Origin of the sequence: Kribbella sp. CA-293567 (assembly GCF_027627575.1) — a bacterium.
Lineage (GTDB): Bacteria > Actinomycetota > Actinomycetes > Propionibacteriales > Kribbellaceae > Kribbella.
Window position 1 is genome coordinate 535,591 of record NZ_CP114065.1, and the last position, 16,799, is coordinate 552,389.

The 16,799-nt window shown below is 68.7% G+C and carries 18 protein-coding genes; 9 read left to right on the forward strand and 9 right to left on the reverse strand.

The window, feature by feature from the left end:
• Positions 1 to 58 precede the first annotated feature (58 nt).
• Genes OX958_RS02595 through OX958_RS02610 form a run of 4 tightly spaced genes read left to right on the forward strand, consistent with a single transcriptional unit; the run spans position 59 to position 2,253 of the window.
• Positions 59 to 709, forward strand: a complete 651-nt coding sequence (locus tag OX958_RS02595; protein ID WP_333486482.1) for a DUF2797 domain-containing protein — start codon at positions 59 to 61, stop codon at positions 707 to 709.
• A 19-nt stretch (positions 710 to 728) separates the two neighbouring features.
• Positions 729 to 1,442 carry a pirin family protein gene (locus OX958_RS02600; RefSeq protein ID WP_270135460.1) on the forward strand — a complete coding sequence of 238 codons (714 nt, stop codon included), beginning with the start codon at positions 729 to 731 and terminating at the stop codon, positions 1,440 to 1,442.
• Entirely contained in the window at positions 1,442 to 2,011 is a 570-nt protein-coding gene (locus OX958_RS02605) for an MFS transporter (RefSeq protein WP_270135462.1), read from the forward strand. Before OX958_RS02600 ends, OX958_RS02605 begins: the two co-directional genes overlap by 1 nt.
• Positions 2,008 to 2,253, forward strand: a complete 246-nt coding sequence (locus tag OX958_RS02610; protein WP_270135464.1) for a hypothetical protein — start codon at positions 2,008 to 2,010, stop codon at positions 2,251 to 2,253. Before OX958_RS02605 ends, OX958_RS02610 begins: the two co-directional genes overlap by 4 nt.
• A 72-nt stretch (positions 2,254 to 2,325) precedes the next feature.
• On the opposite strand, the gene OX958_RS02615 is transcribed toward OX958_RS02610, so the two are convergent.
• The 3 genes from OX958_RS02615 to OX958_RS02625 form a co-directional block, all read right to left on the reverse strand.
• Entirely contained in the window at positions 2,326 to 3,672 is a 1,347-nt protein-coding gene (locus OX958_RS02615) for a carbohydrate-binding protein (RefSeq protein WP_270135467.1), read from the reverse strand.
• Positions 3,673 to 3,786: 114 nt separating this feature from the next.
• Positions 3,787 to 4,263: a hypothetical protein gene (locus OX958_RS02620; RefSeq protein ID WP_270135469.1), complete on the reverse strand. Its 477-nt coding sequence runs from the start codon at positions 4,261 to 4,263 to the stop codon at positions 3,787 to 3,789.
• A 221-nt stretch (positions 4,264 to 4,484) separates the two neighbouring features.
• Positions 4,485 to 5,936 (reverse strand): S1C family serine protease, encoded by a 1,452-nt coding sequence (locus OX958_RS02625; protein WP_270135470.1) that lies wholly within the window; start codon positions 5,934 to 5,936, stop codon positions 4,485 to 4,487.
• 488 nt (positions 5,937 to 6,424) lie between these two features.
• Here OX958_RS02625 and OX958_RS02630 point away from each other — a divergent pair, with 488 nt between their 5' ends.
• Entirely contained in the window at positions 6,425 to 6,778 is a 354-nt protein-coding gene (locus tag OX958_RS02630; RefSeq protein ID WP_270135471.1) for a MerR family transcriptional regulator, read from the forward strand.
• Between the two features lie 29 nt (positions 6,779 to 6,807).
• Here OX958_RS02630 and OX958_RS02635 read toward each other — a convergent pair whose 3' ends face one another.
• The 3 genes from OX958_RS02635 to OX958_RS02645 all read right to left on the reverse strand — a co-directional run bounded on the left by OX958_RS02635 (position 6,808) and on the right by OX958_RS02645 (position 10,389).
• Positions 6,808 to 8,583 carry an ATP-binding protein gene (locus OX958_RS02635; protein ID WP_270135473.1) on the reverse strand — a complete coding sequence of 592 codons (1,776 nt, stop codon included), beginning with the start codon at positions 8,581 to 8,583 and terminating at the stop codon, positions 6,808 to 6,810.
• The gene (locus OX958_RS02640) at positions 8,580 to 9,272 is read right to left on the reverse strand and encodes a response regulator transcription factor (protein WP_270135474.1); all 693 of its coding nucleotides are present in this window, start codon (positions 9,270 to 9,272) and stop codon (positions 8,580 to 8,582) included. Before OX958_RS02640 ends, OX958_RS02635 begins: the two co-directional genes overlap by 4 nt.
• A 100-nt stretch (positions 9,273 to 9,372) precedes the next feature.
• The gene (locus OX958_RS02645; protein WP_270135475.1) at positions 9,373 to 10,389 is read right to left on the reverse strand and encodes a hypothetical protein; all 1,017 of its coding nucleotides are present in this window, start codon (positions 10,387 to 10,389) and stop codon (positions 9,373 to 9,375) included.
• Positions 10,390 to 10,521: 132 nt separating this feature from the next.
• On the opposite strand from OX958_RS02645, the gene OX958_RS02650 reads away from it, so the two are divergent.
• Positions 10,522 to 11,736: a pyrophosphate--fructose-6-phosphate 1-phosphotransferase gene (locus OX958_RS02650; protein ID WP_270135476.1), complete on the forward strand. Its 1,215-nt coding sequence runs from the start codon at positions 10,522 to 10,524 to the stop codon at positions 11,734 to 11,736.
• A 16-nt stretch (positions 11,737 to 11,752) separates the two neighbouring features.
• Here OX958_RS02650 and OX958_RS02655 read toward each other — a convergent pair whose 3' ends face one another.
• The 3 genes from OX958_RS02655 to OX958_RS02665 form a co-directional block, all read right to left on the reverse strand.
• Complete coding sequence (locus OX958_RS02655) at positions 11,753 to 12,193, reverse strand: low molecular weight protein-tyrosine-phosphatase (protein WP_270135477.1); 441 nt, start codon at positions 12,191 to 12,193, stop codon at positions 11,753 to 11,755.
• 7 nt (positions 12,194 to 12,200) lie between these two features.
• On the reverse strand, positions 12,201 to 12,587 hold the full coding sequence (locus tag OX958_RS02660; RefSeq protein WP_270135478.1) for a phage holin family protein: 387 nt from the start codon (positions 12,585 to 12,587) through the stop codon (positions 12,201 to 12,203).
• A gap of 91 nt (positions 12,588 to 12,678) precedes the next feature.
• Positions 12,679 to 13,347: a GntR family transcriptional regulator gene (locus tag OX958_RS02665; RefSeq protein ID WP_270135480.1), complete on the reverse strand. Its 669-nt coding sequence runs from the start codon at positions 13,345 to 13,347 to the stop codon at positions 12,679 to 12,681.
• A 152-nt stretch (positions 13,348 to 13,499) separates the two neighbouring features.
• On the opposite strand from OX958_RS02665, the gene OX958_RS02670 reads away from it, so the two are divergent.
• The 3 genes from OX958_RS02670 (at position 13,500) to OX958_RS02680 (ending at position 16,700) form a co-directional block, all read left to right on the forward strand.
• On the forward strand, positions 13,500 to 15,083 hold the full coding sequence (locus tag OX958_RS02670; RefSeq protein WP_270135481.1) for a phage tail tip lysozyme: 1,584 nt from the start codon (positions 13,500 to 13,502) through the stop codon (positions 15,081 to 15,083).
• Positions 15,084 to 15,093: 10 nt separating this feature from the next.
• Positions 15,094 to 15,708: a PEGA domain-containing protein gene (locus OX958_RS02675; protein WP_270135482.1), complete on the forward strand. Its 615-nt coding sequence runs from the start codon at positions 15,094 to 15,096 to the stop codon at positions 15,706 to 15,708.
• Positions 15,709 to 15,827: 119 nt separating this feature from the next.
• Entirely contained in the window at positions 15,828 to 16,700 is an 873-nt protein-coding gene (locus OX958_RS02680) for a dimethylarginine dimethylaminohydrolase family protein (RefSeq protein ID WP_270135483.1), read from the forward strand.
• Positions 16,701 to 16,799 lie beyond the last annotated feature (99 nt).

A 16,799-nucleotide genomic window follows, 5' to 3' on the forward strand; every position in this document is an offset into this window, starting at 1 on the left:
GATCCAGGTGGTGCTGCCGCCGGGTGGGCGGGCTTCGCAGTGTTCTGACTGTCATGCCATGGAGCGGTCCAACTCGATCGCGACCGATACGCGGCTCGACGATCCGCGGCAGTTCTCCGTCTATCTTGCGCACCACGGCAGCGTGGTGAAGGTCGGGATCACCGCGGCCGATCGTGGGTTGGCGCGGTTGCTGGAGCAGGGGGCGCTGGCGTCGGCGTTCATCTCGACCGGCAGCCTGCTCGGCGCGCGGCGGATCGAGAATCTGCTGATCACCACGTTGGGCCTGCCGGATCGCGTGAGTACCGTCCGGAAGCGGCGAGCGCGGATCGAGCCGGGCACCGCGGGCGAGCGGGCTGATCGGCTGATGGCGGTTGCTGAGCAGATAGCCGCGCTGCCTTGGCCGGAAGGGCAGGAGCGGGGCGAGATTCGGGTCAGCGACCACGCAGCGGCGTACGGTCTGCCGGACGACGGCCTCTACGCCGACGCCGAGCTGCGGACCCCGGCACCGCACAGCGTGATCACCGGCCGGCTCACCTGCACCATCGGCTCCGACCTGTACCTCGAAACCTCCGCCGGCGTCACGCTGGTCGACACTCATCTGCTGTCCGGCTGGGCCCTCGGGCGCGCGGCGGCGGGCGCCGTACAGACGGTCTCGCTCGACAAGCTCGAACCGCCGCCGCGGCGAGACGAGCAGGAGGCTCTCTTCTGAGCGGTGCGAGACTGGGCCCATGAGTGTGGAGATCCGCCGCGCCGGCGACCGGTTCCGGACGCAGTACGACTGGCTGGACTCCCGGCACTCGTTCTCCTTCGGCCCGTACTACGACCCGGCCAACGTCGGCTTCGGCCTGCTGATGGTGCACAACGACGAAGTGATTGCCCCAGGCACCGGATTTGACACGCATCCGCACCAGGATGTCGAGATCGTCACCTGGGTACTGCGCGGTGCGCTGCTGCACCAGGACTCCGAGGGGCACAACGGGATCATCCACCCCGGTCTCGTCCAGCGGATGAGCGCCGGCAGCGGCATCCGGCACTCGGAACGCAGCGACGCCGAGGAGCCGGTCCACTACGTGCAGATGTGGGTCCGCCCCGGCGAGCTCGACCTGCCCCCGTCGTACCAGCAGGCCGAAGTCGCCGACCGCCTCGCGACCGGCGAACTGGTCCCGATCGCCTCCGGCCTCCCGGAGCACAGAAACACCGCGGCGATCACCATCAACCAGCCCCACGCCGGCCTCTCCGCCGCCCGCCTCGCCCCCGGCCGGTCCATCAACCTTCCCGCGGCACCTCACACTCACCTCTTCGTTGCTCTAGGCAACGTAATCTTGGAAGACGCCGGCACCCTCGACCAGGCTGACGCCGCCCGCATCACCAATCCTGACGGCCGCCGAGCAACAGCCGGCCCGAACGGCGCCGAAGTACTGGTCTGGACGATGACCGGCTAGTGCACCGCGACTTCAGGGCGCTGTGGTTCGGGCAGTCGGTCAGCTCGGTCGGTGACCAGGTCTCGGCCTTCGTGCTGCCGACCATCGCAGTGCTGACCCTGCACGCCTCCAGCGTTCAGGTCGGTGCGTTGAGTGCGGTCGGCACGGTGGCTTACCCCTGCCTCGGACTCTTCGCAGGTGTCCTGATGGACCGCGTCCGCCGGCGCCGGGCGATGATCGTGATCGACGCCGCCCGCCTGTTCATCTATGGAAGTCTGCCGGTGGCCGCGGCCTTGGGTGCCCTCTCGCTCGCGCACCTCTTCGTCGTCGCGGCCCTCGCCGGTGTCTGCACCGTCCTGTTCGACGTGGCGTACCAATCGCACCTGCCATCGGTACTCCGCGGCGACAGTCTCGCCCAGGGCAACACCCGACTCGAGATGTCGGGAGCGGTTGCCAGGTTTGCGGGCCCGCCACTCGGAGGCGTGCTCCTCCAAGGTCTGGGGGTGGTGCGGAAGGAGCACGGTTTCTCTGGGGTCACCCGCTCCTGCGGCCGCTCACGATATCGGCCGCGCTCCGGAACTTCGGGATGAACGCAGCGCGCGCGGTACTGATCGTCTTCGTGTACCGCGGGTTGCAGTTGTCGCCAGGCGTTGCGGGGTTGATGTTCACAGCCGGTGCCGTCGCTGCATTCCTGGGAGCGGTCCTCTGTCAGCGGCTCGTCGCTCGACTAGGAGTTGGCCGCACGCTCCTGTTGACCGCGACAGAAGGGCTCGTCTGGTTGCTGGTTCCACTGACGCTGCTGGGCGCCTCCGTGCCGATCCTGCGTCACTGAGTCAGCTCACCAGGCCAGCGATTCGCCGCCTGGTGAGCTTTCCGGACAGGTTGTCGACTCAGTAGCGGGGTGTCAGCGGCCTTGGAGGGACTTGACGTTGTCGCCGAAGGTCCAGTTCTTGGAGCCGTCCCAGTTGATCGACCAGGTCATCAGGCCCTTGAGTTGGCCGTTGAAGCTGTTCCAGGACTGGGCGACGAGGGCCGGGGACATGTGGCCGCCGCCGGCGCCGACCTGGGCGGGGAGGCCCGGGACCTGCTTGTCGTACGGGACGCGGATCGTGACGCCCTGGATGACGAGGCCGTTGTTGAGGCAGGTGGTCTGGGCGACGAAGCCCTGCACCGTGCCGGCGGCGTACGAGTCGCCGGCGCAGCCGTACATGCTGCCGTTGTAGTACTGCATGTTCAGCCACCAGAGCCGGCCGTTGTCGGCGTACTTCTTGATGATCGGGAGGTAGGAACCCCAGATCGAGCCGTAGGTGACGCTGCCGCCGGTGACGTAGGCGGTCTCGGGCGCCATCGTCAGGCCGAAGTTCGACGGCATCTGGGCCAGCACGCCGTCGATGATCCGGATCAGGTTGGCCTGCGAGGCGGACAGCTGATTGATGTTGCCGCTGCCGGTCAGGCCGGTCTCGATGTCGATGTCGATGCCGTCGAAGTTGTACTTCTTGAGCAGCGGTACGACGGTCGCCACGAACCGGTCGGCGACGGTGGACGAGCTGAGGTCGATGCCGGCGGTGGCGCCGCCGATCGACAGCAGGATGGTCTGTCCGGCCGCTTTCGCCTGGCACATCTCAGCCGGGGTCGCGACCTTCACCGTCGAGTCCATCCCGTCCTCCCACAGCACCGTGCCGTCGGAGAGGATCACCGGGAACGCCGCGTTGATGACGTTGTAGCCGTGCTGCCCGATCCGCGGGTCGGTGATCGGGGTCCAGCCGAACGGCGGGTGGACGCCGTTGGAGGCGCCGTCCCAGTTCTCCCAGTAGCCGTGCAGGACCTTGCCGGCCGGCCGTGACTTCACCGGACAGGTCGTCGACCCGGGCGGAGTGGTCGGCGGCGTGGTCGGGGGAGTAGTGGGTGGGGTGGTCGGAGGGGTCGTGGGTGGTGTCGTAGGCGGCGTCGTCGGGGGAGTGGTCGGCGGCGTACCGTCGCAGGCGCCGAGGTCGAGCCACAGCGACGGGACGGCGGCCGGGTTCCAGCCGGCCCCGGGATGCGCGGTGTGCGCGGACCGGGCTTCGTACGATCGGTTCTGGTAGGTCACCTTCGCGCCGACGGCATACGTGACTCCCTCCGCCCACGCGGGCGCGGTACACGCCGCCTGTACTGCGGACTGGCCGGCCTGAGCCGCCACCACCCCTGCCGAGGCGAGCAGCATCCCAGTTGCGATGGCACTCGCGAGCACACTGCCGACCCGTCGGTTCATGGCCACTCCCATCAGATACGTAACGACCTTACGTATCTGTCACGGTAGGCCCTGTGCTCCCTCCCCGCCACGACATGTCGGAAACCCGCCACGGCGTCTTCGGAAGGTCGGCTCCTAGGCGTACTGGTTGCGCCAGGAGGGCTGCACGCGGCCGGTCACCGTGCCGGTGGGCTTCCGCAGGCAGAACTGGATCTCCATTCGCACGATCCGGCGCTGGGAAGTCCAGCCGTGCATGGCGATCAGACCGCCGTCCCCGCAGCCGGTGTTGTCGCCTTCCCACGCGCTCCACGCGCTGACGGCCCCGTCGCCGAGGATGACCCGGCCGCGAATCATCGCGGCGAATCCGTCGCCCTGCCCGGAGCCGTCGCACTGGTCGTGCACCTCGAAGTAGTACGAGGCCCGGTGGATACTGCTGAACGTGATCGACCCGGCCCGGGCGTAGCCATAGCCACTGGGGTACGCGGTCGGATCCGTGCGGAGATACGGCACCGAAGCATCGGCGGCCGCAGTTTGGGTGCCGCTGGCAACCATCGCCGCGACCGCCAGCAGGCCGGTGACGACCCTGACCGGCCTGGACTCGAGAACTCGCATGACAAACCCTTCCCCCGACACCCCGACGGCCGGGACCTCACGCCCGGTCCCGCCAGCATCGACGTGGTCCGTCCCGGTGATCGTGTTCTCGATCGAATCCGATCAACGAGGTACCGCGCGGAGACGAAAACGGGACTCCGGCCGCTCGGTGGGCGGTCGGAGTCCCTGTCCGGAGGTGCTCCGCCGCCCCCAGGAGGAGAGGGGCGGCGGAGAGCACGGGGTCAGCCGGTCGGGTTGCCGTTGTCGGAACCGAGCTTGGCCTTGACCGTCTGGGCTTTGCCGTCACGGGTGAAGTTGATCGTCACCTCGTCGTCCGGGCGGTGCGAACGGACCGCGGCGACCAACGCGTCCCCTGACGCGATCGCCTTGCCGTTGATCGCGGTGACCACGTCACCGCTCTGCAGGCCGGCCTTATCCGCCGCACCGCCGGACGTTACCTCGCCGATCGTCGCCCCTTGCTGGAACGCGGCCGATGACTGCGCGTTGCCGACCGTCACTCCGAGCCTCGCATGAGTGGCCTTGCCCTTGGCCACCAGCTCGTCGATGATCGGCTTGGCCTGGTCGATCGGGATTGCGAAGCCCAGGCCGATGTTGCCGCCTTCGGATTGTCCCGATCCTCCGGCGGTCTTGATCGCGCTGTTGATTCCGACCACTTGGCCGGCGAGGTCGATCAGTGCGCCACCGGAGTTCCCCGGGTTGATGGCGGCGTCTGTCTGGACAGCCGGGAAGACTGTCGTGCTGTTCTGCTCCTGGCCGCCCGAGGTGACCGGCCGGTTGAGCGCGGAGACGATACCGCTGGTCACGGTCGCCTCCAGCCCGAACGGCGAGCCGATCGCGACGACGCCCTGGCCGACTCCGAGAGTGCCGCTCTTGCCGAGCACGGCCGGGGTCAGGTCCTTGGCGTCCGCGCGGATCACCGCGAGGTCGGTCAGTGGGTCGGTACCGACGATGGTCGCGTTCAGCGTCCGTCCGTCGTTCAGCATCACCTGGATCTTGCCGTCGTTGGCGCCGCCGGCCACCACGTGGTTGTTGGTGACGATCAGGCCGTCCTTGCTGATCACGATGCCGGATCCGGTGCCCGCGCCCTGCGAGGTCGTGACGCCGATCTTCACCACGCTCGGCAGCACCTTGGAGGCCGCGGCCTGCACCGAGCCGTCCGGCGCGGAGACCGGTGCCGCCTGGCCGCCGTTCAGCGGCGCGGTCACCGACGGACCCGCAGTACTGGAGTCAGTGGTGGCCGAGTAGACGGCCGCGCTGCCGATTCCGCCCGCGGCACCGACCAGCAACGCGGTGGCTGCCACCAGAGCCAGACCGCGCCGCTTCGGCGGCTTCGGGGGCTCCGACTGGGCCGGTTGCGGGCCGAACGGCCAGTTCGGGCCCGGCGACGCCCCCTGATGCGTCCCGGACATCCCGAACTGCCCGCCCTGTGAGTAAGCACCACCACCTGAAGGGTGCTGCCCTGGCCGCTGCTGCCCACCTTGCGGCGCGTACTGCTGCTGGGGGTGCTGGCCGTAGCCACCCATCGGCAACTGCTGCGTCCGCTCTGGTGAGCCCGAACCGAACGTCGGGGCCTGCGCGGATTGCTGCGCGGACTGGTTTCCGTACGTCGAACCCTGCGCCGGAGTGTCGTCACCGGGCTGGTTCTGCGGCTGGGGCGGCTGGTTCTCGGTCATGGGTCAACCATGGCGGCCGGACCTGAGAGACCGCTGAAGATCGCGTCAGAGCTACCGAAGAACTCCCTGAGGATCCACTGAAGACCGTCTCGGGAAGTTAGCTCTGATCGGTCTGAACGAAAATCTAACCTGACCGAAGTAGACTTTCGGCGTCGAGGTGGCTAGTGTTCTTGATGCCGGCCAGGCAAGTGAGCAAAGCCGGCAGCTGAACAGCAAGACCCGTACCACAGTAGGTAGAGTTGGATCGCCGAAAGAGAAGGAGAGGATTACATCATCAGGATCGCCCGCCGTGGCTGAGGTTTCGCCGGGCGGGTACCGCAGTCCCCTCGTCGTACGGAGGTGGTTCTCGGTTACGCATTTCGCGATCCCCGCTGGGTCCGGCCATCAAGGCGGACCGCGGTAGCAGAGGCTGGCTCCGGCCAGTAGATGGTGAAGTCCAAACCCAGGGCCCCGGTGCTTAGCGCCGGGGCCCTCGACACGGAGGTGGCATGACCCCAGGCACGCTACAGATGGAGCAGAAGTTGATCGATCCGGAGAACCAGACGGCGCACTTCGACGACGAGGACTATCCCGCCTTCACGATGGGCCGCGCCGCCGAGATGCTCGGTACCACCCCAGGTTTCCTGCGGAGCCTGGACGAAGCCAAGCTGATCACCCCGCAGCGGTCCGAAGGCGGCCATCGCCGCTACTCCCGCTACCAGCTCCGGCTGGCCGCGCGAGCGCGTGAACTGGTGGACAACGGCACGGCCCTCGAAGCGGCCTGCCGGATCATCATCCTCGAGGACCAGTTGGCCGAAGCACTGCGGATCAATTCGGAGCTGCGCAGCGACGAGACCAACTGACCGCTTGCCGATCAAGCGGCCGCGGCAGGTCAGCGGGACTGCGTGGCCGCGTGCGGCAGCCAGAGCGTGAACTGCGCGCCGCCCTCGGGGGCGTTGCGGGCGTAGATCATGCCGCCGTGCTGCTCCGCCGCATGTTTCACGATCGCCAGCCCCAGTCCGGATCCCGGCCGGCTGCGCGCCTCGCTCGAGCGGTAGAACCGCTCGAAGACGTGTGGCAGGTCCGCCTCGGCGATCCCCGGCCCGCTGTCGGTCACCGTCAGTACGCCGTCCAGCAGCCGCACGGTGACCCGCCCGAGTGGCTCTCCCTCGGGCACGTGCGCCGCGGCGCCGTCCGGCATGCTGTACTTCGCCGCGTTGTCGAGCAGGTTCGTCACCGCCCGGCCGAGCAGCCGCTCGTCCCCCCAGACGGGGAACGGCGACAACTGCACGTCCCACTCGATCACCGAGGCCCGCCGGCGGACCTTGATCAGCGCGTCCTCGACCACGTTCGACATCTCGATCAGCTCGGCGTCGCGAACCTGCGGGGTGTCGCGGGCCAGCTCGGTCAGGTCGCCGATCAGGGTGGTCAGCTCGTCCATCTGGGCCCGGACGTCGTCGAGCAGTTGCTGCCGGTCCTCCGGCCGCAGCCCGCCGCGTTTGTCGGCCTGCGCGAGCAGATCCAGGTTGGTGCGGATGCTGGTCAACGGTGTCCGCAACTCGTGCCCGGCGTCGCCGACCAGCCGGCGCTGCCGATCCTGTGACCGCGCCAGGGCGGCCAGCATCGCGTTGAACGCCACCGCCAGCCGGGTGATCTCGTCCGAGCCCGTCACCGGGATCGGCTTCAGATCCTCGGTCCGGGCGATGTGTTCTGCTGCTCCGGTCAACCGCGCCAGCGGCCGGAGCCCGGACTGCGCGATCGCGTTGCCGGCCAGCGCCGCGCCGATGACTCCCAGCAGGCCGATCGCCCACAGCACGATCCCGAGGTTGTGCAGCGTCCGGTCGATCGGTTTGAGCGACTGCGCGACCACCAGGGCGGCGGGGATCGTCGAGACCGTGTCACCGCAGAACTTGCCGTCGTCCCGCGGACAGAAGTTGGTCTGCACCGCGACCACCCGGTAGTGCGACCGGTTGGGCACGCCGACCGTCTCGATGCTGATGCCGTCGGGCGCCTGACCGCGAGCGACTGCCAGCTCGGTGGCGCCCATCGGTGGCAGCGGGCTCTCCTTGGCGCCGAGCTTCTCGCCGGACTCCAGGTAGACGCCGATCTGGATGTCGCTGAGTCCGAGGGCCTCGGACGGCACGTCCCGCAGGTTGACGTAGTTCGTCAGCACCTTGTTGTTCGCGGCCTGTACCGCGCGGTCCTGCAGGCTGTCGTCGAGGTTGCGGTACATCTGCTGCCGCACGGTCACGTACGCGCCGATGCTGACGAACGCCACGGCCAGGCCGACGGCGACGGCGGCGAGCAGGGTCACCCGGGCGTGCAGACTCAGCTGGTGGAGCTTGTCCTGCCACCAGTCCTGGGTCCGCTCAGCGGTCGCGGTGACCCGGTTCCCGTTCGCCGGCTGCGAAGTGCCTGGCTGCGGGGTGCCTGGCTGGTGCGTGCCTGGCTGGGGAGTGCCCGGCCGCGGAGCGCTCGATCGGGGAATGCCCGACGGCGGGACGCTCGGTGCGGCCGGACGGGGCGAGGCCTGCGGGGGGATCGGTGCGCCCGGGCCCGGGTCTCGCCGGGGTGCCGGGCGGTTGTGGCTCGGGCCCAGCTCGAGGGTTTCCTCGTCCGACGGACCCGTGTACCGAGGGAAGTCGCCGGGTGGGGGTTGCGTGGTCACGGCGGGGTGTCCCTGAGGACATAGCCGATTCCGCGGACGGTGTGGATCAGGCGGGGCAGCCCGTCGACCTCGGTCTTGCGGCGGAGGTAGCCGATGTAGACCTCGAGCGAGTTCGCCGTGGTCGGGAAGTCGTAGCCCCAGACGGCGTCCAGGATCACCGCGCGCTCGAGCACCCGGCGGGGGTTGCGGATCAGCAGCTCCAGCAGCGAGAACTCGGTCCTGGTCAACGGGATCGGCGTCGTACCGCGGTGCACCTCGTGGGCGTCCACGTCGACCACCAGATCGGCGTACTGGAGGACCTCGCCGCGGGTGCCGCCCTCGCCCGGCGTCGTACTGCGGCGGAGCAGCGCGCGCAGACGGGCCAGCAGCTCCTCCAGCGCGAACGGCTTGGTCAGGTAGTCGTCACCGCCGGCGTCCAGGCCGTCGACCCGGTCGGCGACGGCGTCCCGCGCGGTCAGCACCAGGATCGGCACGTTGTTGCCCGCGGCACGCAACGCCTTGGTGGTCTCCAGCCCGTCCAGCCGGGGCATCATCACGTCCATCACGACCACGTCGGGATCGACGTTGCCGATCACCGCGAGCGCCTCGGCGCCGTCCGAGGCGGTCACCACCTCGAAGTCGTTGAACTCCAGCGAACGGCGCAACGAGTCCCGGACCGCCCGGTCGTCGTCCACCACCAGTACCCGCATCTCGCGCTCCCGCTCGCCCACAGTCGTCCAGTGGAGCCCGAACGAGCTCCGCCATCCGACGATAGGCGTTCTGTTTGAGAATCCGCTGAGAACCCGCTGATCACTCCCGACATCCGGCGTCTCGTCCGGCCGTCTCCGTCCCGGAGCCGGAGCCGGAGCCGGAGTACAGCCGAGCCACCTCGGCGAAAGCCTGTTTCGGCAGCCAGTGCCCAGGGTCGTCGGCGGAGATCCGGACCACGCCGAAGCCGGCCAGGTCGAGATCGAGGAGCGGGTCGGCGCTGTGCGGGAAGTCGGCCATCGAGAAGGTGAAGACGAAGCAGCCGTGCACGCCGCGGGCGGCGTACAGGGTGATCAACTCTGCCAGGTACGCCGCCTGGGTCGCCTCGTCGCGGACGTGTCCGGGCTTGATCGTCGGTGGGTTCGCGAACCAGTTCACGGCCAGGAAGGAACCGGGTCCCCGCTGATCGGCGCCGGCGAACGAGCCGCAGCCGAACTCGGTGACGACCACCGGCTTGGTTGTCTCGGCCACCAACCGGTCCAGCCGCGCGGCGTACGCGGCGGGGTCGTTGCCGAACCGGTAGAGATTGACCCCGACGAGGTCGAAACCGGACCAGTCGACCTGCTCCCAGTAGCCGGCGGCGTACGTGATCGGACCGTGGAACTGCCCCCGGGCGGTGGCCAGCGCCGAGCGCAGCAACACGTTGAGCTTCCGCGTGATCCGGCGGTCGAAGAAGCGCCGCCAGCGGATGAGTACCTGAACGCGCAGGAAGAGCCATCGTCCCGGGAGCATGCCCCGCGAGGTCAGGGAGAACTCGCTGCCGAGCAGCAGGGTGACTCTGCCGGGGTGGCGCCTGCGCAGTTCCTCGGCCGCGACCGCGGTCCGGCTCAGCTGGGCGAGCAGCTCGGCTCGTGGCCGGTCGGCGAGGTACGGCCGGAGATAGACGTCGAGCCCCAGTTCGAGCGCGTACTCCGCCGCCGCTACCTGCCGCTCGGTGTCCGTGTCGATCAGCATCACCGTCGTGCAGTGCAGCTGCTCGGCAATGGCCCGCAGATCACGCCGTACCGCGTGAGTGGTGGCAGCAGGGACGTAGGAGATGCCGCGGAGCTGCAGAGTCATCTCCCCAGTGTCGGGTCGCCGGCAGAGACTTTGGTCTCTGATTCGGGTCCATCGGAACCCAACCAGCATCGGAAGTGGTCTGCATCACTACGCTGAGGCTGACTTCAGTGACCTTCGGAAGGACCCTGACCCATGGCTGCCGACAAGTCTGTCCGCAGAGTTGCCCTTCTCACCGCGGGTGGGCTCGCGCCCTGCCTGTCGTCCGCCGTCGGCGGGCTGATCGAGCGCTACAGCGAAGTTGCGCCCGACGTGGAGATCATCGCCTACCTGAACGGGTACCACGGTCTGCTCAGCGGCCGGCACCTCGAGATCACCCCGGAGGTCCGGGCCAAGGCTGGTCTGCTGCACAAGTTCGGCGGCAGCCCGATCGGCAACAGCCGGGTGAAGCTGACCAACGCCGCCGACCTGGTCAAGCGTGGCCTGATCGCCGACGGTCAGAACGCGCTGCAGGTGGCGGCCGAGCGGCTGGTCGCCGACGGCGTCGACGTCCTGCACACCATCGGCGGTGACGACACCAACACCACCGCGGCCGACCTGGCGGCGTACCTGCTGGAGCACGACTACGACCTGACCGTGGTCGGCCTGCCGAAGACGATCGACAACGACGTGATCCCGATCAAGCAGAGCCTGGGTGCCTGGACCGCGGCCGAGCAGGGCGCGCTGTTCGCCCGCAACGTGATCGCCGAGCACAGCTCGAACCCGCGGATGCTCGTCGTCCACGAGGTGATGGGCCGCAACTGCGGCTGGCTGACCGCGGCCACCGCGGCGGAGTACCGCAAGTGGGTCACCGCGCAGGAGTGGAACCCGGGCATCGGCCTGGACGCCGGCGGCTGGGACGTACACGCGGTTTACGTGCCTGAGGCAACCATCGACCTGGACGCCGAGGCCGAGCGGCTGCGGGCGGTGATGGACGAGAACGACTGCGTCACGATCTTCCTGTCCGAGGGCGCCGGCGTACCGTCGATCGTGGCCGAGCTGGAGGCGCGCGGCGAGGAGGTGCCGCGGGACCCGTTCGGGCACGTCAAACTCGACACGATCAACCCGGGCGCCTGGTTCGCCAAGCAGTTCGCCGAGCGGATCGGCGCGGAGAAGACGATGGTGCAGAAGAGCGGCTACTTCAGCCGCTCGGCCGCCGCGAACGACGCCGACCTCGCGCTGATCAAGCAGTGCACCGACTACGCCGTCGACGCGGCCCTGCGCGGCGAGAGCGGCGTGGTCGGCCACGACGAGGAGCGCGGTGACGAACTGCGCGCGATCGAGTTCCCGCGGATCGCCGGTGGCAAGGAGTTCGACCCGAGCGTGGAGTGGTTCACCGAGCTGCTCAGCGACATCGGGCAGACCAAGTAGCAGGCAGCACCGCGAGTTACGTCGAGAGGCGGCCGACCCAGAGGTCGGCCGCTTTCTCTATCTGGTCCAGTACGTCGTCGAAGCCGGCGTCCTCGCCGTAGTACGGATCCGGTACGTCGTCGCCGGCGAACAGCTCGATCGGTACGGCGGTGTCGCTGCCGCCGCGTCGCCGCAGAGCCGTCAGGTGCCCGGAGTCCATCGCCAGCACGAGATCGCGCTCGAGCCACCAGCTGCCGCGGAACTCCTGGGCGCGGTGCGCGCTTCCGTCGTACCCACGGCGGGCAAGAGCGGCCGCGGCGCGGGAGTCCATCGGGTCGCCGCTGTGCCAGTCGTCGGTACCGGAGCTCGTCACCACGACGTCCTCGATCCCCGCCTCGGCGAGCTTGGCGCGCAGCACCACCTCGCCGACCGGGGACCGGCAGATGTTGCCGGTGCAGACCACTTCGACATGCCTCACGGCAGGATCACCGGATCTCGGCCTTGTCCGGCAGGACCACGTTCAGCAGCATCCCGACCAGGGTGATGACCAGCGACCCGAGCAGCGCGGCCCCGAAGCCGTCGACGTGGAACTGGACGTCCAGCTTGTCGGTGATCCACGACGTCAGCAGCAGCATCAGCGCGTTGATCACGAAGATCAGCAGACCCAGCGTGAGGATGATGAACGGCAGCGAGATCAGCTTCGCGATCGGCTTCACCACCGCGTTCACCGCCCCGAAGATAGCGGCCACGATCAGCAGCGCCAGCACCCGGCGGCCGGTGGTCGCACCCTGCAGGGTGATTCCACTGACGACCCAGCTGGCCACCGCCAGTGCCACCGCGTTGGCCAGCAGCTTGATGATCAAGTTCTTCATACCCCGATCCTGCCACCCCGCTGTTCACCGCAAGCCCACCACGCCGGAAGTGGATCCGGGCCGGCGCCGGCTGCGTCCGAGCAGGGGTGAGTCAGGAGGAGGGGGTGGCGATGGCCTCGAGCAGGGATTCCTCGGCGCCGGCCAGGTGCCGGCGGAGCTCTTCGACGCACTCGTCCAGGTCGCCCTTCTCCAGCAGGCGGACCAGCTTGCGGTGCGAGGCGACCTGCTGCTTGGCGTCCTGGCGCAGCGCGTCCACCCGGGCGAGCGCGAGTCTGGCCTCGCCGGTGATCGAGTCGGCGGTGGCGGTGAGGCGTTCACTGCCGGTGAGCGCGACCAGGCTGTGGTGGATCGCGAGATGCGTCTCGGTCATCGCCTCGGGGTCGGCACCTTCCTTGGCGGTCGCCGCGAAGGTGCGCATCGCGGCCCGGACCCGCTCCCGCGCGGTCTCGTCGGCGTCGAACCAGGCCCTGATCCCGGCCGACTCGAGCACGAACCGGGCCCGGCAGATGTCGGCCACCGCGGCCGGGTGCAGGATCGCGACGCTGACGCCCTTGTTCGGTTCGCGGACCGCGAGGCCCTCGGTGACCAGCATCGTCATGGCTTCCCGGACCGTACTGCGGGCCACCCCGAGCGCCTCGGCCAGCGGTTGCTCTCGCAACGGGGTACCCGGTTCGAGATCGCCGGCGAAGAGGGCGGCCCGGAGCGCGTCGACGACCCGGTCCACCGTGGTCGAGCGGTCAACCCGCAGCCGTTCGTACATGGATCGATTCTCGTCCAGTCAGGGGCCGTTGTCGCGTCCGGCACGGTCCGGAGGACCGGTCGGACGCCAACCTGTGGATAACTCTCGACATAATGACCTGGTTTTCGGGCAGTCTTTGACGCAGTGGCCGCCCCTCGAGCAAGGAGAGCACCGTGGGTGACAGCAAGGCGATGCCGGTCGTCGGTAGCGTCATGCTCATCTTGCTCCTTCCACTGCTGCTGGTGATCGCGATGCTGGTCGGCGTGGTGAGCGGGATGGACAGTGCCGCGGCCTGTTCGCCGAGCGCGCCGAGCGAGTCGTCGATGGCCTGGCCGACCGACAAGACCGCGCCCGACCAGGGCTGGGACGACGACGGCGACGAGAAGCACAAGGGGATGGACTTCGTCGTCGACAAGGGCAGCAAGGTGTACGCCGTCGAGGCCGGCAAGGTGAAGTCGGTCAGCGGCGACTGGATCAAGATCGAGCACGGTGAGGGTCTGGAGACCTGGTACCAGTTCTTCCAGGAGAAGATGGTCAACCGGGGTGACGAGGTCACCCGCGGCCAGGTGATCGGGCTGTCGGGCGAAGGCAACGAGTCCGCGCCGGGCAAGAGCGGCGCCCACCTGCACTTCGAGGTCTGGGCCCAGGGCGACAGTGGCGGCGCGCTCAAGCAGGCCGACCCGGCCCCGCTCTTCGCCGGCGGCAGCACCGCCGGTACGGCGGGTGGCAGCGGCTGTGGCTGCGGCGGCGCGGGCGGCCCCCTGGTCGGCGGCAGCAACCAGGAGAAGGCGTTCAACTTCCTGGTCTCCTCCGGCTACAGCAAGGAGCAGGCCGCCGGCATCGTCGGCAACATGATCCACGAGTCGAGCGTCGAGCCCATGCGGCTCAACGGCACCACCTCAGGGGTCAAGACGCCGGCCGCGACGGCGGCGGGGCTGGGCAACAAGGCCTGGGGAATCGTCCAGTGGTATCCGGCCAGCAAGATGATCAACCCGTCCCGGGCGGCGGGTGCCAGCTTCGAGACGATCGAGACCCTCGAGCACCAGCTCAACTTCCTGGTCCGCCAGCTCGACGGCACCGGACCGGTCGCGCTGCCTGCGGTCGGCCGGAAGATGAAGGCGGCCAAGACGGTCGACGACGCCGCCTACATCTTCGCCCATGACTACGAGATCTTCACGCTCAACGACAACGACCCGGAGTACGCGCGCCGCCAGGCGACCGCGCGGCAGGTGTTCACCACGTTCGGCGGCGGCGCGGCGCCGGCCGGCAACCCCGGCTCGGGCCCGGCGACCGGCTGCGCGGCCGGCAGCGGCAACATCGCTGCGGTCGCGATGTCGCTGGCCTGGCCCGAAGGCGGGCACGGGAAGAACAAGAGCGACGCGACGCCCGCCTTCCAGGCGGCACTGCCGAAGTACAACAGCACCAACGGGTACGAGGTGTGGAGCGACTGCGGCCGGTTCGTGGCCACCGTGATGCGGATGAGCGGAGCCGACCCGGAGTACCCGATGGTCTCCACCGGGGTCCAGGACACCTATCTGCGGACCTCCGGCAAGTACGACGTGTTCGACGAGATCACCATCGCCCAGCTGCAACCCGGGGACATCTTCATTGGCACCGGCCACACCTACATGTTCGTCGGCTCGTACGGCAAGTACAACTCGGTCGCCGGCTCGCTGGGGGACCATGTCCCGGAGGCGGGCTACGCCTACAACGTCGGCAAGTCCAAGCAGTTCGCCGTCGCCCGGCTGAAGAAGTAGGGAGCAGAAGATGGAGGAGGACGGCCGGCGGACGCTGGTGATCGGCGCGGTGTCCCTGCTGATGGTGGTCGTGCTGGTCGGGGGTTTCCTGATCTGGCGGCACGACCCGAAGGCGGAGCTGACCGTGAAGTCGATCCCCAACGACCTCACCCTCACGCTGGACGGGCAGCCGATCGCCGCCAACGGCAAGGTCGACGTCCGGCCCGGGACGCACACGCTGGTCGGCACCCGCGAGGGCTTCCAGACCTACAGCCAGACGTTCACCGTGCGCGGCAAGGACCCGGTCTCGGCGACGGTCTACCTCTACGCCAACGGGCCGGTCGGGGTCGAGTGGGGCAGGAACAACCCGGAGCAGGAGCTCGAGACCGAGGCCGAGGCGGGCCGGCGGTACGACGAGATCCAGCGCCGGCTGGCGGCGAAGTACCCGGTGCTCCAGCAGTTGCCCTACATCGGGCCGGACTTCAAGGCGACCTACGAGGCCTCCAAGTCGGACCCCACGAACCCCGAGGCGATCTCGCTCAAGATCTCCGTCTTCGGTCCGGACGGCAAGAAAGAGGCGCTGGAGTGGATCACCGGCAACGGCTGGAATCCGGCCTCGCTGGACATCATCTACGCCACCGGCTGAGCCGCGCCGGCGGCAGTGACCGAGGTCGTATTGACGCGATTAAGGCAACCCTGCACACTGACTGATTGTCGGACAATCAGGGGATCGGTCAATCCGGTCCGAGCGCAAGAGGTGGATACATGGGTCAGCCGCTGGGGTGGGGTCACCGCTATCTGATGGTCCGGCCGGATCATTTCCGGATCGACTACGTGATCAATCCGTACATGTCGACCCAGGATCAGCCCGACCCTGAACTGTCCCTCAAGCAGTGGGACTCGCTGCGGCAGGCGATCGTCGACGCCGGCGGTGAGGTCGAGGTGCTGGCCCAGCGCGAGGACTCGCCGGACATGGTCTACGCGATGAACCTCGGTCTGGCCACCGCGCAGGGCAAGGCGATGCTGTCGCACATGCGGTTCGAGCCGCGCCGCAAGGAGTCGCTGACCGCGGCCGAGTGGTTCACGGCGCAGGACTTCGAGCTGAAGCGGACCGGCGGCGACGGTGTCGGACCGCACTTCGAGTCCGGTGACGCCTTCGTCTTCGGCGACAGCCTGGTGGTTGGCTACGGCCCGCGGACCGAGGCCGACGCGCTCAAGCACCTGGCAACGGAGTGGAACGTACGGGTCCGCGGCCTGCGCATCCAGCACGAAGGCATGTACCACCTCGACCTGCCGTTCTGCCCGGTCGACAGCACCCACGCGATGGTCTACCCGCCGGCTCTCGACCAGGCCAGCCAGGCCGAGCTGTTCGGGATCGTGCCGGACCCGATCGTGCTCACCGACGAGGAGGCGTTCGCGTTCAGCGGCAACTCGCTGGTGGTGCACGAGACGATCATCATGCCGGCCTGCTCGCCGCGGCTGCGGGAGATCATGACCGGCCTCGGCCTGCGGGTCGTCGTCCTGGACCTGTCGGAGTTCCACAAGGGTGGCGGGTCCGCGCGCTGCATGACCAACCCCCTCGATTTCGACCTTGCTCCCGCCGGCGTCGCCGGGGGCGAGGTCGTTCTGCCCGGCTAGTCCAAACCGCCGGTACGGCCAGGTGTCGGCCGGGCGCCTGCCCAACGTTCAGCGAGTTTGCTGGACGAATGAGCGGGTTGCCCGGCCATTTTGATGCCT

Coding starts and splice junctions, on each gene's coding strand:
- OX958_RS02640 (WP_270135474.1), bottom strand. CDS start 9,272: ATGCGGGTACTGGTGGTGGACGACGACCGGGCGGTCCGGGACTCGTTG.
- OX958_RS02620 (WP_270135469.1), bottom strand. CDS start 4,263: ATGCGAGTTCTCGAGTCCAGGCCGGTCAGGGTCGTCACCGGCCTGCTG.
- OX958_RS02660 (WP_270135478.1), bottom strand. CDS start 12,587: ATGAAGAACTTGATCATCAAGCTGCTGGCCAACGCGGTGGCACTGGCG.
- OX958_RS02650 (WP_270135476.1), top strand. CDS start 10,522: ATGGCTGCCGACAAGTCTGTCCGCAGAGTTGCCCTTCTCACCGCGGGT.
- OX958_RS02645 (WP_270135475.1), bottom strand. CDS start 10,389: ATGACTCTGCAGCTCCGCGGCATCTCCTACGTCCCTGCTGCCACCACT.
- OX958_RS02680 (WP_270135483.1), top strand. CDS start 15,828: ATGGGTCAGCCGCTGGGGTGGGGTCACCGCTATCTGATGGTCCGGCCG.
- OX958_RS02600 (WP_270135460.1), top strand. CDS start 729: ATGAGTGTGGAGATCCGCCGCGCCGGCGACCGGTTCCGGACGCAGTAC.
- OX958_RS02610 (WP_270135464.1), top strand. CDS start 2,008: ATGAACGCAGCGCGCGCGGTACTGATCGTCTTCGTGTACCGCGGGTTG.
- OX958_RS02625 (WP_270135470.1), bottom strand. CDS start 5,936: ATGACCGAGAACCAGCCGCCCCAGCCGCAGAACCAGCCCGGTGACGAC.
- OX958_RS02665 (WP_270135480.1), bottom strand. CDS start 13,347: ATGTACGAACGGCTGCGGGTTGACCGCTCGACCACGGTGGACCGGGTC.
- OX958_RS02595 (WP_333486482.1), top strand. CDS start 59: ATGGAGCGGTCCAACTCGATCGCGACCGATACGCGGCTCGACGATCCG.
- OX958_RS02630 (WP_270135471.1), top strand. CDS start 6,425: ATGACCCCAGGCACGCTACAGATGGAGCAGAAGTTGATCGATCCGGAG.
- OX958_RS02615 (WP_270135467.1), bottom strand. CDS start 3,672: ATGAACCGACGGGTCGGCAGTGTGCTCGCGAGTGCCATCGCAACTGGG.
- OX958_RS02675 (WP_270135482.1), top strand. CDS start 15,094: ATGGAGGAGGACGGCCGGCGGACGCTGGTGATCGGCGCGGTGTCCCTG.